Annotated in this window: 10 protein-coding genes; 4 read left to right on the top strand and 6 right to left on the bottom strand. The window is 60.4% G+C overall.

Features of this window, described 5'->3' with window-relative positions; translation table 11 throughout:
• Window positions 1-11: 11 nt before the first annotated feature.
• The gene (locus FJ404_03480) at window positions 12-440 is read right to left on the bottom strand and encodes a hypothetical protein (protein ID MBM3821946.1); all 429 of its coding nucleotides are present in this window, start codon (window positions 438-440) and stop codon (window positions 12-14) included.
• Window positions 441-537: 97 nt separating this feature from the next.
• On the opposite strand from FJ404_03480, the gene FJ404_03475 reads away from it, so the two are divergent.
• Window positions 538-807, top strand: coding sequence for a hypothetical protein (locus FJ404_03475; protein ID MBM3821945.1), 270 nt, complete (start codon window positions 538-540; stop codon window positions 805-807).
• A gap of 348 nt (window positions 808-1,155) precedes the next feature.
• On the top strand, window positions 1,156-1,740 hold the full coding sequence (locus FJ404_03470; GenBank protein MBM3821944.1) for a hypothetical protein: 585 nt from the start codon (window positions 1,156-1,158) through the stop codon (window positions 1,738-1,740).
• Window positions 1,741-2,857: 1,117 nt separating this feature from the next.
• Here the strand turns inward: FJ404_03470 and FJ404_03465 are convergent.
• From FJ404_03465 to FJ404_03450, 4 genes are all read right to left on the bottom strand, one after another.
• Entirely contained in the window at window positions 2,858-4,081 is a 1,224-nt protein-coding gene (locus tag FJ404_03465; GenBank protein ID MBM3821943.1) for an FAD-binding oxidoreductase, read from the bottom strand.
• Window positions 4,078-5,328, bottom strand: coding sequence for an aromatic ring-hydroxylating dioxygenase subunit alpha (locus tag FJ404_03460; GenBank protein MBM3821942.1), 1,251 nt, complete (start codon window positions 5,326-5,328; stop codon window positions 4,078-4,080). The genes FJ404_03465 and FJ404_03460 overlap by 4 nt, the downstream gene beginning before the upstream one ends.
• A gap of 67 nt (window positions 5,329-5,395) precedes the next feature.
• Window positions 5,396-8,803, bottom strand: coding sequence for a DUF2723 domain-containing protein (locus FJ404_03455; protein MBM3821941.1), 3,408 nt, complete (start codon window positions 8,801-8,803; stop codon window positions 5,396-5,398).
• A gap of 366 nt (window positions 8,804-9,169) precedes the next feature.
• A complete protein-coding gene (locus FJ404_03450) occupies window positions 9,170-9,847 on the bottom strand; it encodes a sigma-70 family RNA polymerase sigma factor (GenBank protein MBM3821940.1) in 678 nt (225 codons plus the stop codon).
• On the opposite strand from FJ404_03450, the gene FJ404_03445 reads away from it, so the two are divergent.
• On the top strand, window positions 9,723-10,625 hold the full coding sequence (locus FJ404_03445; protein ID MBM3821939.1) for a methyltransferase domain-containing protein: 903 nt from the start codon (window positions 9,723-9,725) through the stop codon (window positions 10,623-10,625). The genes FJ404_03450 and FJ404_03445 overlap by 125 nt on opposite strands.
• A 43-nt stretch (window positions 10,626-10,668) precedes the next feature.
• Here the strand turns inward: FJ404_03445 and FJ404_03440 are convergent, their stop codons facing one another.
• The gene (locus tag FJ404_03440; GenBank protein MBM3821938.1) at window positions 10,669-12,024 is read right to left on the bottom strand and encodes an MFS transporter; all 1,356 of its coding nucleotides are present in this window, start codon (window positions 12,022-12,024) and stop codon (window positions 10,669-10,671) included.
• Between the two features lie 402 nt (window positions 12,025-12,426).
• On the opposite strand from FJ404_03440, the gene rpiB reads away from it, so the two are divergent.
• Window positions 12,427-14,598, top strand: a complete 2,172-nt coding sequence (gene rpiB / locus FJ404_03435) for a ribose 5-phosphate isomerase B (protein MBM3821937.1) — start codon at window positions 12,427-12,429, stop codon at window positions 14,596-14,598.
• The last annotated feature ends 134 nt before the right edge of the window (window positions 14,599-14,732 follow it).

The raw sequence follows: 14,732 nt of genomic DNA, 5'->3' as shown, positions 1-14,732 counted from the left end.
CAAACGCTTTTCTAGGGCTGCTTTTCCGCCTTCGCTTTTCGCTTTCGAGGCGCAGGTTCCGAAGCGGCCGGCTTGGGCCCGATTCGCATCGAAACCGCCTCCATTTTTCCGTCCTCCATCCGGCGGTATTGGCCGGCAATGTCCTCGCCGGCTTTGGCCTCCGACAGCGCAATGATTTGTCCGTCCCGATGAATGCGCGTCTGAGGCGAAACCACCAGGACACGCTGGCGCGTCTTGCCCTCCAGGGTCACCGTCTTGGCATCGAGATCGACGGAGGCGATCTTACCCCGGTAGGGGGACGGGCGCCGGGCACTTGATTCCGCTTTTGCTTCCGCAGGCGGTTTGGGCTCGGCGGCCCGGGTGATGATGATGTTGCAGGTGAATAACACTGAGCCGGCGGCAAGCACGGCCAGTCCACGAGAATACCAACTAGGTTTCAAGAATCCTCCTTGTTAAGGGTTCGTCCGTTGCTTAACCCTCCATCCTCCGGAAAATCAATGTTTATTTTCCGCATTTCACGAGGACCGGTGCATCCCGATGTTGCCGGTGATGCAGGTAGGGCGCGTCCGTCCCGGCGCGCCGCCGGAGCATGATGTTTTGCATCCAGTGGGCGGCGGGCTGGGACAGGCCCGCCCTACCAACAACATCGGGATACACGGCACGAGGATGGGAGCATCCGCAGGTTGCCGGACCGCGCCGTTCACGGCGCTTCAGCGTCGCCAAAATCTCGCACGCGCCGAATCCCTCCTGCCGCGCTGCCTGCCAAAGGTGCAATCGTTCACTCTTGCATCAAACCATCCCCTTTGAACACGCCACCCGCTCTCGCACACACACCTTGATGCGGCGTAAACGCCGCGCTCCGCCCCGGACCGCGCCGTTCACGGCGCTTCAAACTTCGGATGTCCGGGAGGCAATCTTATGAAGAGACCGCCGCCCCAAGTTTATTCCCGGCGCGCCGCCATTCTGTCGTCCACTTGGGTTCTCCTTCACGTATGGGAATAATCATCCTCCGAGACACTCACAGTTCCGGTGCGGCGCGTCGTTCAACTCGCGGTCGCTGCGAATCGCAACCATCGCACCATGCCAAATCACATCAAACCTTATTCAATTCATCATCCCATGAAAGTCCTCAGTTCATTCCTTGGCGCGCTCTCCTTGCTCGCCGTCACCACCTCCGTCGCCGGCGAATTTTCCACGCGCGTAATCGCCTCCGGACTCAATCGTCCCACCGGAATCGTGGCCGGCGACGAAGAATTGTACTTCACCGAAGTTCCGAACCCCGCCACGCCCAATGCCGGCAACGGTGTCAAACGCCTCGACCTCGACGATGGAACCGTGACCGTCGTCAACACAGGGGAACCGGAACCGGTCAACCTCGCCATGGACCGGCATGGACAGATCTATTGGACCTGCAAGACGGCCGGCGTAATTTTGGAGCGCAACAAGCACGGTGAGATCGGCGTGCTCCTCGATGGACTGAACCATCCGGTCGGCATTGCGTTGAATCGTCAGGGCGACCGGCTCTACTGGACCGAGGTGCCGACCCCTGGCGTCGGGGGAGCCAGTGGCGGACAGAACAAAGTGTGGGAGCTCAATCTTCGAACCATGAAGAAAACGCTGGTCGATGCCGGCGATCCAGAGCCGACCGATATTGCCGTGGGTCACGACGGCGACATTTACTGGACCTGCACATCGGCAGGCGTGATCGTCGAAGCCAGCCGCGAACGCCGCCGCCACTGATTTTCGATTGCCTGCCTCGCCAGCGCATCCCAGCCCAGCCCGCCGGAGCCTTTCCGGCGGGCTGGGGTCGCACCCACGGCTGCCACTTCAACCGTGGAAATCCGGATCAAAGGTCAGCTCCCTGTGGGCCGGCGGAAGTTCGGCGAGGGTCTTTTGCAGGCATTCAGCCAGAAGACACCGGCCGGGGCCATAGATTCAGACATCCTGACCCCAAGCGGGACGGATGAAGAAGGGATGTGAGACCAGAGTGACGTGAAGCGGCTCAGTCGCAAGCCGGAGGCTTGCCAGCTATTAGCCGGTGGTTGAGAAGCGCAGCGACGATACCACCGAGTCACCCAAGCATGTGCAGCCCGGAGGGATGCCAGCGTCGCAGGTGTCAATACCCGGGGTGTGCGGGTTTCAGGTCTCCAGGGCCGATTCTTCATGGGCAAGGGGCGGACCGCTCATCCCTGAGCTTCAGGCCCCCTGACTTCGAGCAGCGAACATCTGCGGAGACGGGAACATGCTTGAGACCACCGCAGCCGATCCCCCATAGGCAGGCCGTTGATCATTCGGAGCTGATACTCCCGTGGTGGCTCAAGAAACAGCTCGAACGCATTGCCTCTCAGGTCATGAGTGCTGGAGATTGGGCCTGCCAGGCGCACTTAGGAATCGCGCCACAATGAATTCCGATTTTCTCGCGCCGGGATTTTGACCTGGAGCGAGGCGCACTGAGGGAGCATGCCCTGGCCATGGGTCTGTGATCGAAGTGCAACGATGCTCCAGGTCAAAAGAACAAGCGAGAAAACCAGAAGTAGATGTTGCACGGTTCCTTACCCCCGCTGCGACCCCTGCCGGGGTCGACGACGCTATCGTGCCCAGGATCCGGGGGTGGCGCTCGTACCTCACGCCACCCCCGGCTAATGGCTCGCGTCCCTCCGGGATGACCCGTGGTCGAGCAGGCTTGTGTTTCGCGACCGATGGGTTGTTTTTTCTCGCCGCCTCAGACCGTCGGATACTGAGACCGCCAACCTCTGCATCATCAATCGCCAACTGGGCTCATCCTGATTCACTTCGGGTCAGAATGTCTGAGATTACACCGCGTCCCTGATCCCCGGCGCGCCGCCTCACGCGAGCATCAAACCCCGTAATAAGTCTCGTAAACCCGGGCCGCGGCGCGGCGGGCGCTCTCCCAATCCCAGGCCGAATCCAAGAATCGATCGGGATTCAAGCTGCGCGCGTATTCCGAAGGGTTCCGATCGAACATCGTCTCCACCACGAGCCGGCCGATTCCGGCCGACCCGCTAATGCCGTGCGCGTTGCATCCCCCCGCCATCACCAAGCCACGCAAACGCCGGCTTTCCCCAATGATGAACCTCCCGTCCGGGGTAAAGGTCGGCCACCCGCGTCCCACCCTGTTCCTTTCCGCCCCCTTTACGGCGGGCAGCAACCGGCTGAATTGATCCTCGAATCCGTTCAAGACCGGCAGATCAGGAATCACCGCGGGCGCCGCCTCGCTCAGCAAAAAGGAACGCGGATCCAAATTCAGCGCCTGGTTTTCCCAACCACCCAAAAGCAAACCGCCCTCGCTAGGCCGGCCATAAAGGGTCATGTCCGGGACGCGAAAACAGGGGCGTTCCGGAACCATCCCCTCCATCGCGACCGTGACAAAATATTCATGCCGGACCGGGACGATCGGCAACTCGAGTCCCGCCAGCTTGGCGATATGGTAGGCGTGCGCTCCCGCCGCGTTGATGACATAACGGGCCGCCACTTTGCCACGATTCGTCAGCAAACCGGTCACCCTTCCGTTTTCAACCAAAACGCCTTCCACTTGAGTGGAGACGGCAAACCGGACTCCCAGCTTGCGGCACTGATACGCGTAGGAACTCGCCACGGCGTAAGGCCGCATGTAACCGTCCGAAGGACACCACAAGATCGAGGTGGCCTCGGCAAAGTTCATCTCGGGCCACATGCTTGCAGCGGAGGCGCGGTCCAGGAGTTCCACCTCCAATCCCGCCTCGGCAGCCACGCGCTGAAGGTGCTTGAATTCTTCGGCCCGTTTCGCGGTCAGGGCCACGCGAAGGGAACCCACTTCATGCCATTCCGGCTGGACTTTGGCATCGCGCTGCAATTCGCGAAAGGTCGCCACCGAATGCATTGCCAGCCGGGTCCGCTCCACGGTGTCACGAGGTTGTCCGCATAAACCCGCGCCTTGCGAGGAGGTGACTTGCGCCACGTCCGGAGCGCGTTCAATGAGCAGGAGGTCCCGATGCCCCGCTCGGGCGAGACTGTAGGCCACGCCGCAACCCACGGCGCCCCCTCCCACAATGACGACTTCGGCATCAGACAATGCGCTCATGCAAAATTCCCCCGCAAATGATTCAAGTACCAGCGAACGAAGGCGTCCACATTGTATTCTTTGTAAGTCGAATACGGACCCGGCCGATAGGCACTGGATCGGATGCCGCGTTGCTGCCTTTCACAGATGACCCAGTCTTGCTCCGATGTCAGCTGCCAAAAGGGCATAAGCTTGGTCAGATCATAGTCCTTCCCCTCCTCCGCGTCGCGATGGACCAGCCACGAGACTCGAACGGCGGTCCGTTCCGGTCCGGCGGGCAGCAGGCGCGTGCTCACTCCGTGGTCGCAACTGGAATGGTTCCAGAAATTCGGCAAGGACCTCATGCGCACCGTGCCGACGTCCGGTGATTGGTAGACTCCCATGAGCGGGGCAACGGTTCGTCCGTCCATCGTCTCACTGAGGTAACCGTCGGCGAGCACCGTGCGATTCGCGGAGTACCAGATGTTGCGCTCGGCGTCGGGAAAAGTCGTCATGCCGGTTTGCTTGTGGCTCGCGGCCAACCCCGCCCGAGCCCATCGCGCCTCGCTCTGGCGGACCGCGTCCGCCATTTGCTCCCGAATGCGGGGGGTCGAGTCATCCGCGTTGTAATGATCGAAGTTGGCCCTGGTGTATTGGGGATGATTCGCGTTGCAATGATAACATTCGCGATTGTTCTCCCACACCAGTTTCCAATTGGCCCCGACCAGGTAATCCACCGCCTTGGCCACTTTGGCTTGCCTCAGGCCTTGCGGACGGGCCACCGATCCCATCACCAAGGCGGCTTCATCGAACTCCGGGGGCGCGGGGTTCAGACAGAAGTAAATCAGCCCCTCCACCGCGCGCGCAGGAACGGAAATCAATCCAAGGTCTTCGCGGGGCAATTCCTCCTGCATGCCCGGCGCATGGAGCAAAGAGCCATCCAGGCTGTAAACCCAGCGATGATAGGGACAAACCAGTTTGTGGAGCTGGCCGCAGGGCTGGTCGCAAATAAGGGAACCCCGATGCCGGCACAAGTTATGCAGCGCCCTCACTCCGCCCTGCTCATCGCGCAGGACGAGAATGGAATCCTCCCCCACCGGCACGGAGAAGTAATCTCCGGGCTCGGGGATCTCGCATTCGTGACCCGCGAAAATCCATTGCCGCTTCCAAATCAGCTCCAGGTCGGCGCGATAGACTTCAGGATCCGAGTAAAAAGGGGCGAGCAGGGAATGCCCGGGCGGTTGACGCTGCAACAGGTCTGTGAGGACGGGAGGCCGAATCGCGTTCATGCCGGCTGGTTTTGGAATAACAGATGCCACACACGGGCATTCGAGGGAAGTCTGTTCGCATGCCCGGTCAACGCTCGGGCTTGGAAGCGACGACCTGGTCGAATTCCGGCAACGGCCGGAGGGCGGCAAATCTCGCGTCGGACGGCGCCTCACGGCGCAGATCGCGGGAATCCGCCTTCTTGGCCAGCCGGACGTCGCTCGCGTTCAACGCCTGACCGAGCGCGGTCAAGGCCTCTTTCGGTTTGCCCAGGGCCGTTTGCACGGCCGAGAGGTCGTACCAAGCCTCGGGATTTTCGGGCATGAGCACGACGATGCGGGCGAGCGATTTCTCCAGCCGCTGGCCCATGCCCATCTGCGAATACAGATGCGCGATTTGCAGCATGCTCTGGACATCGTTGGTCGAGTTCGACGCCAGCCGGTCCAGCGCCTGCACCGCCTCGTTCGTTTTGCCCAACTGGAGGTACGTGGAGACAAGCGTTAAACCCAAAGCCGCATTCGAGCTGTTGGCCCGGAATTGCATTTCCGCCATTTCCAGTTGCTGCTGGATTTGGGCGGTGCCACCGCCGGATTGTTTCATGCCGCGAATCTGCATGACCAGATTCTGGATCGCGGCGTTGTCCTGATCGAATTTGTAACAGGTTTCGGCGATGAGGAGGGCGTCATCGAGCCGGTTCATGGAAGCGAGCAAATCGATGTAGCGGTAAACCGCTTCCGGGCTGTAAGGGCAGTAGGCCAGCGCCTGCCGGAAGGCAAAGTCGGCCTCCTTCATCATGCGTTGCTGTTCCGCCGGCGTCTTCGCGTTGGTCACGCGCCAGCGGTAAACCCCCGCGATGGCACTGCGAAGCTTGGAGAAAGCCTTTTGGGCGTTGTCATCGCGAATGAACTTGGGATCGCCCGTGAATCCCGTGTAATCACCCCGCCGATAGACGCGTTCCGCAAAGTCACAAATGTCCTTCACGGAAGTATCATACGTAATCCAGTCCCCGGTGAGCCGCGTGGAATATTGCCTCCAGAAGTCGTGATCGCGCTTGACCATCTCGTCCGTGATCTCGCCCAGCGGCTGGCGGTTGATCTTCATGATGATCCCGAACGGACTCAGATGAGGATACATCCAGTCGAGAGGAAAACTCTCCTCGACGTAAAACTCATGGCCCGGATTGGCGTCGAAAATCATCTTGGTGAGCAACCCGTTGATGGACATCACCGCGACCTGGCCCGACACCTGGATACGGTTTTCGATCACCTTCACATCCTCGCCCGGTTTCAATTGATTGCGCTGCAAACGCTCGCTCGCGTCGCGGATGTAGTCATTGAACGCCTTGCTGGAGTCCTCGGGGGTCGGCGTCTTGATCTCGCGAGGCGGATACACGCCCCGCGCCCGACGGTCCGCCTCGATCTTGGCTCCAAGGCTCGTAAAGATGCGGTCCAGGGGGGACACCAGCCGCGACAGCAGATTCGTCTGCCCCAGGTTGCGCTCTTTCTCGGACCGGAAGAGCTCCTGGAAGAAGGGCGGATCGATTTGCGTGCTGCGGTTGTAGTGCGCCCGGATGTAGCTCAGATACGTGTTGTCCGCCAAAGCGTTCTGCGTGATGAGATAAACGTCGCGGCGGTCGAACTTCGGGTCCAGGGGCTTTTTCTCAGGTGGCATGAAGCTTTCGCAAAAAATCATGTAGGTGGGGTTGAAGCGGCCCGGATCGGTGCCGCCGAACAACACCGTGTCCTTCGCCATTTCAGGATACAACGGATTGCCCGCGGTATCCTTGAAGGGCGGCGTGAACATGTCGTGCCCGAACCAGTATCCGAACAGATGGCCCCGCTGCTCGTTGTCGGCCCAGTGGGTCATGATCGAATACGTCGGGGTCACGAAGAACAGCGCAAGCAAAGCCGGCAAATAGAAACGCTCGCGCATGAACAACACCAAGGCCACCGCGGCAATGGCCAGGCCAAGCCCGAACATCGAGGTGTATCGGGCCAGCGGCTGCAAACTTTCCAGGCTGGCAAATCCGTACAACGCCAATCCGGCGGCAGCGGAAAACCCGAACAACGCCCAGCGCCGGTACAGCTCGTAGTGCGTTTGCAACACCGCGCCAATCAAGGCCATTCCATAACCGATGCCCATGGCGACGATCACGTGGGAGGCCGTGAAAAAGACGCGATTCAACTCCTTGCTTTGCCGGTCCGGAGCCGGGTTGAGCAGCATCAGCAGCAGTACCGCCAAACAGAGAAAAATGCCCGTCAATCCCGCGATCCAACTCTTCTCCCGGGCCTGCATGCGCCGGTAGAAAAAGTACGGGACCAGCCCGATGAGCAAATACACGAAATTGAATTCCTCGATCGCGCCCACCGTGTACATGCGCAACTGCCCGATAAACCGCAATGGATCCTGAAAAATGTTGGTGGGATTGGCCCGCTCATACTGCCCGCGTGTCAAAGCGTGGATGAACCCCTCGACCGTGCGCGGGTAGCCCCAGTTCATCGGCGGATTGGTCATGCCGGCCAGCGGCATGTAGAGATAAAAGGCCGCCCCGAGAACCCACATGCCCGCAAGGATCAGCACCGGCCTCCATTCCGTCAGGAACCCGCCGGTTTTCATCGTCAGCCAGGCGCAACCGGCCATGGAGGCCAGTCCCACCATGTTGTAGATCATGAATAACGGGGCATTGTTGTCGAAACTCGAAAGATGCCCGTTGGCCTTCATGATCAACCCGACAAGATAAACCGCACTGTTCCCCAGCAGCATATCGCGGCCAAGCTTGGGCATCCGAAACACAATCGCCACCTGCACGCCCATCGCCGCCACCAGGAGGGTTTGATGGTTGGTGAAACAAATCCCGAAGAGGAAGAAGGCGATGTAAAGCCATCGCATCTGGTCGGGCGCGTACATCCACCGCATCAAAAACACCATCACCGCCGTCAGGGACCACACACTCAGCGTGTAAACTTCCACAATCACCGACTGGCTCCACATGAACCCGTTGAAGCCAAACAGCATGCCCGAGACATAACCCGAGACCAAACAGATCGCGTTCTCCCAGCGCCGGTCCATGTCCTTCAATTCCGCGATGCTTTCCACCATCATGCTGCTCCCGCGCGATACCATGAGCGCGATCAGTCCGCACGACATCGCCCCCGCGAAGGCCGACGCCAAGGCCACCCGCCAGGCAATGTTCGAAAAAGGAACCAGCTTCGTGAAAAGCCACGTGTAGATCGTCCAAACCGGATACCCCGGCGGATGCGGCACTCCCGCGTACATGGACCCCACCGCCAGTTCACCCGAATCTTCCAGGGTCACGTCCGGCGCCAGCGAGAGCCAATAGCCCAGCATGACCAGGAAACTGGTCAGGCCAAACGCCCACCAGTCGATGGGACGAAAGAGAGGCGGGATTTTGGCTTTGGCAGGTGGCGAGCTGGAAGGGGAACTCGGAGCGTCGGCTTCTTTGGCTTTCTTCGGCTTGGGGGAATGGGTTTTATCCATGAAAATTAGGGGGTGGCTTGATTCGTGCGCGCGCTCCCTTCCGAATACTCGTTCGAGGGTGAGGGCACTGAGAACGCAAGCACTGTCGCCACGGTGGAACGAGGCGGTTTGTTATGCTCAAGGGTGCCGGATCCTGTGGGAACCGTCATCCAGCTAAAATTGGACCCACCGGCCGGCCGGGAACTCGTGTCCCCGCGGCTTTGCCAGGCCCATCGATCAAACCGGCCATTGGCTACAGCCAGCACCAAGAAAACGCAGGCCAACACAGGTGCGAAAATGGGCGATACAACCCCCGACAACCGGGCGGGCCAAACTCCACCTTGGCGTTCCCGGTGGGCCATTCCTGGGGCGGCCCCGAGGATGGATTCACGCACCCTGCTGGAGGGATTCCGGGGAATCCAAGATCGCAACGTCGTCTCCAAATCGTTCAAATCCTTCATGCTGGGTTCCTTTCAAGCAGGCTCGAATGCGGTTCAAACCGTACCGGTAACGCCCCGCGGCCGTATGTGGCGAAACTCCCGTGATCTCCCCGATCTCCTCAAAGGTATGGCCGTGCCAAAATTTGAGGACAATCGCTTCCCGTTGCTCCCGCGGAAGCGAGGCCAGGCACCTCATCGCGAAAGGCTCGGCGGGATGTTCATCTGCGGACCGCTCGAACCACCACGATGATTCCCATTCACGCGCGAGCCGCCGCCAAAATCCACGGCGCCAGTTCATCGCCCGATTGCGGAAGGCCCGCACACAATAATGCTCAGGACTCCGGGGCGCCTCCCTCAACCCCACCAAGGCCACAAACACCTCTTGCAACACGTCCTCCGCCTCGCTGTGACTCAAGCCCAACGCGCGCCCATACAACACCAATTGCGCCGCCTTCGCTTCATAAAGCGCGGCAAACCAACTGGATGGAACAGATTCGGACATGGCTTCAATCCACAAGACACCAAGGGCGCGCCTTTTGTATCGCGGACCGACGAAAAAGGAAAAGACCAAAGCCAATCCGCCTCGCCTTGCTATTTGCCAGGCCAGATCTAACGTCGAAGCCATGCAGGACGCCCCGATCCGCTCCGGCTCTCACCGCGTCACGAATGACGTCATTCACAGGCTCATCCTCGCCCGTATTCAACCCGATTCTCAAGTCGTGGATTTCGGCGCCGGCCCGGGCCACATGTGCCAGCGCTTGGGGGCCTTCTTCTCAGGTCACGGCCGCAACATCGACCAACAACTGACCCCGTGTGAAGTGGCCCCGGAGATCTTTCAGTATCGCGAAGCTCATTGCCGAAAAATCGGCATTCATTCGGAAATCCCGGTCGAGGACGCCAGCCAGGATCTCATCTACGCGATCGAAGTGATGGAACATCTGCCCCGTCCTTACGATTTTCTCCTGGAAGCCGGCAAGAAACTCAAACCGGGCGGCAGCGTGATCTTCTCGGTTCCCAATCTCCTCCATCTCAAATCACGATTGCAACTCCTCCTCACGGGTTATGCCGACATGTTTGGCCCCCCCTCCACGGAGGATAGGAACGCCGGACGCATCTGCGGCCACATTATGCCGCTGAGTTACGCCTACTTTGTCTATGGACTCAAACGAGCGGGATTCGAAGACATCGAATTCCATGCCGACCGGCTCAAGCGCAGTTCACTGATTCTTGGTGTGCTGGGGTATCCGTTCCTTTGGGTGGGGGCATGGTTCAATGATCGCGCCTTGAAAAAATATGACACTCAAGTCTGGCACGCCAATCGACCGCTCGTATGGCGCGTCAACCAGCTGGACATGCTTGCTTCCCGCAGTTGCGTCATCACGGCACGGAAACCCTCCCGCTGAGAGCGCGGCGAGTTCTCGTCCGGAATCATGTCAGGGTTCGAAGTCACGCCTTCAACTCGTCCGGCTCCGGCAGCCAGACGGCCACCACCATCGCTGGAATGAAAAGCATGCTGGCGAAGAGCAGGGTGGTTTTGAAGTCGCCTCCGCGCGAGAGCGTTCCCGAAAAAACCACGCCGCACGCGGACACAATCCGCCCGATGTTATAACAAAATCCAGCCCCCGTCGTGCGCAACAAGGTCGGAAACAAAGGCGGCAAATACATCGTGAACAATCCAAAAACGCCCGAAAAGAATCCGACCGCCGGAAACCAAAACCATACCAACGACAGGGCCGGCCGATCCTGGATAAAGGTGGCTGACATGGTGATCAGAAATCCCAAACACGTCAGGGCAATGGCCCGTCGATAGCCCCAGCGCCGCGCCAGCCAGGACGCGAAGAAATTCCCGGCAATCGAAGACGAGATCACCACAAAAAAGGCCGTGCTGACGAGTTCCTCCCGCCGTTCTCTCGCCCACGAAGCCAGCTCGGGCAGATTCCTCAAATGCTGCGAATGCCAGAACATGAAGGCCCACCAAGCGGTCAGCGAAGTGGCACACACCACGATCGTCAGGAGCGTCGTCCGCAAAATCTCCCCTCGGAAAAGGTCCATGATGCCCGGCGGCGCGGCCCGTGACGCGTTCCTCCTCGCCGCGTGCCACTCTTCCGGCTCAGGCACATGCCTCCGAATCCACAACACCAGAAAGGCAGGCAGCACACCCACCAGAAAAACGAACCGGGGATACCAGTGCTCCGGCGTCCATCGATCCGGCAAAATCGAGGAAAAGAGCTGCCCGATGGCACCCTCATAGCGTGCACTCAAAAAAACGGTGGCGCACGCCAGCAACACCCCGAGGTTGACCCCGGTTTGCAACACGGCCGCGATCCACGGACGCCATCGCTTAGGCCAGGTTTCAGAGAGGAGCGATGAGCCCACCGCCCATTCGCCTCCGATGCCCAACGCGGTGATGAATCGAAAGATCAACAATTGCCACCAAGTCTGCGCAAAAAAGGAAAGTCCGGTGAACAAGGCGTAGGTCAAAATCGTAAGGCACAGCGCCCGGCTTCTCCCGATCAAATCCCCCAGCCTTCCGAAGAACCCGCCCCCCAACGCCCAACCCACCAGAAACGCGGCCTGAATCCACGAGCTTTTCTCCCGAACCATCGCATCCGCGGGACTCGCCACGTCCAGGAGCTGCGCCACAAAAGGCGCCGCCACGAGCCCGTAAAGATGCATGTCCAGGCCGTCAAACAACCAGCCCAGCCAGGCCGCCGCGCCCGATTTCCACTGGGCAGGGGAAAGGTCGCGCAGGGACCGGACTTCCCGGGTTCCCTCACCGCCGGACGATGCCTCAGCTTGCATGGGATTCGATAGGAGACGCGCGGAGATTAAGGGACGCTCCAGGCGCCGCACAAGCTCGACGACGCTCTCGATACCCACAAAAATTGTTTCTGAGGGGGAAGACCCCATCATAACGCACGCAGCCAGAGGTTGTCGGTGACCGGGTTGCGTGGTCACGCCGACAGCCCTGTCTGCTGTGGCGCAGCCTGCCCAGCCTGCGGGGCGACGGAGGGAACCCGGCGCGTGGAGAGCATGGAAGGGCCTCGTTCTTCACCCGACGGGCCGTCGGCGATACGGCAGGCTGAGCAGCCTGCGCCACACGACCGACAACTTCAGGATGCACGGCCCTCGCAGCTCGGGGGGATTTCGCCGTTGACGATTCCTCGACCCGCGCCCAACTTCTTGGCCACTGTTCGACCGTTGATGAAAACCATCCTGTTCGTTTGCACCGGTAATATCTGTCGCAGTCCCATGGCGGAAGGGCTTTTCCGCCATGCGGTGCGCGGCCAGGAGGACTATCGAATCCTGTCCGCGGGAGTCAGCGCCATGGACGGCTGCGGGCCCAGCCAGCACGCCGTGGAAGCGCTGCGCGAACTGGGCATCGATATCACCGGCCACCGAAGCCGGATGCTTACCGGCCAGCTGGTCAAGCAAGCCCATCTGATCCTGGGCATGACGCATGGACATCTTCGCGCCATCGTGTCGCTCTTTCCCGAGGCGGCGGAGAAAACCTTTCTGCTCCGCGACTTCGACGAAACGCTGGAGGAATTCGAAAAGGATATTTCCGATCCGATCGGTGGTTCCTTCGGAACCTATGCGGAGTGCCGGGACCAAATCGAACAAAGCCTTTCCAGCATCCTCAAGTTCATCCGACAATCCAAGATGGAATCCCAATCCGCACAAGGCCATCAGAGCCAGACGGGGTCCGTTGCCCTGGCCGCTGACCACGCCGGCTTCGCCCTGAAAACCCGACTCCACTCGCACCTCGCCGTCCGTGGCGTGGAGGTCCAAGACCTCGGCCCCACTTCCGCGGATGCCGTCGATTACCCTGATTTCGCCCGGCGCGTCGGCGAAGCCGTCGCCGCCGGAAAACACGCCTTCGGGATCCTGGTTTGTTCGAGCGGCATCGGCATGAGCATCGCCGCCAACAAGGTCCCCGGGATCCGAGCCGCCCTGGCTTGGACCGAAAAACTGGCCGCCCTGGCCCGACAGCACAACCATGCCAATGTCCTGTGTCTCGGGGCTTCCACCGTGTCGCCAGAGGAAGCCTGCCGCATGGTCGACGCTTTTCTGTCCACCGGGGAGGAGGGCGGACGCCACGATCGCCGCGTCGGCAAGCTTGAGTCAGGTCCTGGCGTTGCCCTTTCCCTGGCCGCCGCCGACCGGGAAATCGCCGGCGTCATCCGCGAGGAGCGCAAACGGCAACAGGAGAACATCGAGCTGATCGCCAGCGAGAATTTCACCAGCCTTGCCGTCATGGAGGCGCAGGGATCGGTGCTGACCAACAAATACGCCGAAGGGTATCCCGGCAAACGATGGTACGGCGGCTGCGAGTTTGTCGATCAAGCCGAACAACTCGCCATCGACAGGGCCAAACAGCTCTTTAAAGCCGAGCACGCCAACGTTCAGCCCCACTCGGGCAGCTCCGCCAACATGGCGGTTTACTTCGCGGTGCTCAAGCCGGGGGAGAAGTTGCTGACGATGGATCTCAGCCACGGAGGTCATTTGACCCACGGCAACAAGGCCAATTTCTCGGGTCGATTCTTCGAAGTGGTTCACTACGGAGTGGATCGGGAGCGGGAGCGCATCGATTACGATTTGCTGGCCCGCATGGCCGCCGAGCACAAGCCCCGCATGATCACCGTGGGGGCCAGCGCCTACCCTCGCGTGATCGATTTCGAACGCATGGGGCGAATCGCCCGGGACAACGGCGCTTTTCTGCTGGCCGACATCGCCCACATCGCAGGCCTCGTCGCCGTCGGCCTGCATCCCAGTCCGGTGGAGCACGCGGATTTCGTGACCACCACCACGCACAAGACGTTGCGGGGTCCGCGCGGCGGACTGGTCCTCTGCAAGGCGAAATATGCCAAGGAAATCGATTCTCAGGCCTTCCCGGGCATTCAGGGCGGCCCCCTCATGCACGTCATCGCAGCCAAAGCCGTTTGCTTCCACGAGGCGCTTCAACCCTCGTTCCTCGATTACCAAAAGCAAATCCTCGCCAATGCCTGCGCCTTGGCCGACGGCATGGCCCGCAATGGTTTTCGACTGGTCAGCGGCGGCACCGACAATCACCTCATGCTCGTCGATGTCGGAGCTCGCAATCTAACCGGAAAGGAATGCCAGGCCGCGCTGGATCTGGCAGGCATCACGGTCAATAAAAACACCATTCCGTTCGAAACCCGTTCTCCCTTTCAGGCCAGCGGCGTCCGCCTCGGCACGCCCGCTGTCACCACGCGCGGCATGCGGGAAACGGAAATGGCCGCCATTGCGGACATGATCAGCGAAGTGTTGCTCGACATCAAAAATGTTGACACCAGCCGCAAGGTGCGCCAGCGTGTTCATGAACTCACGGCCAAGCACCCCTTGCCGTATTGATCGAAAGACTCCCCCCGCCGCGGATTATCCAGCGGTCCCGCGTCAAACATCGATCCCTTCCCGAGCCCGGGCAGGCGCATGCCATCTGGACCGTGGGGGAGTCCTCGTCAGAGTTTTTGAACATTTGAATTTGC

The sequence above is a fragment of the Verrucomicrobiota bacterium genome (assembly GCA_016871495.1).
Lineage (GTDB): Bacteria > Verrucomicrobiota > Verrucomicrobiia > Limisphaerales > VHDF01 > VHDF01.
The sequence above is the reverse complement of the archived record's forward strand: the minus strand, read 5'-3'. Positions and strand labels throughout refer to the sequence as shown.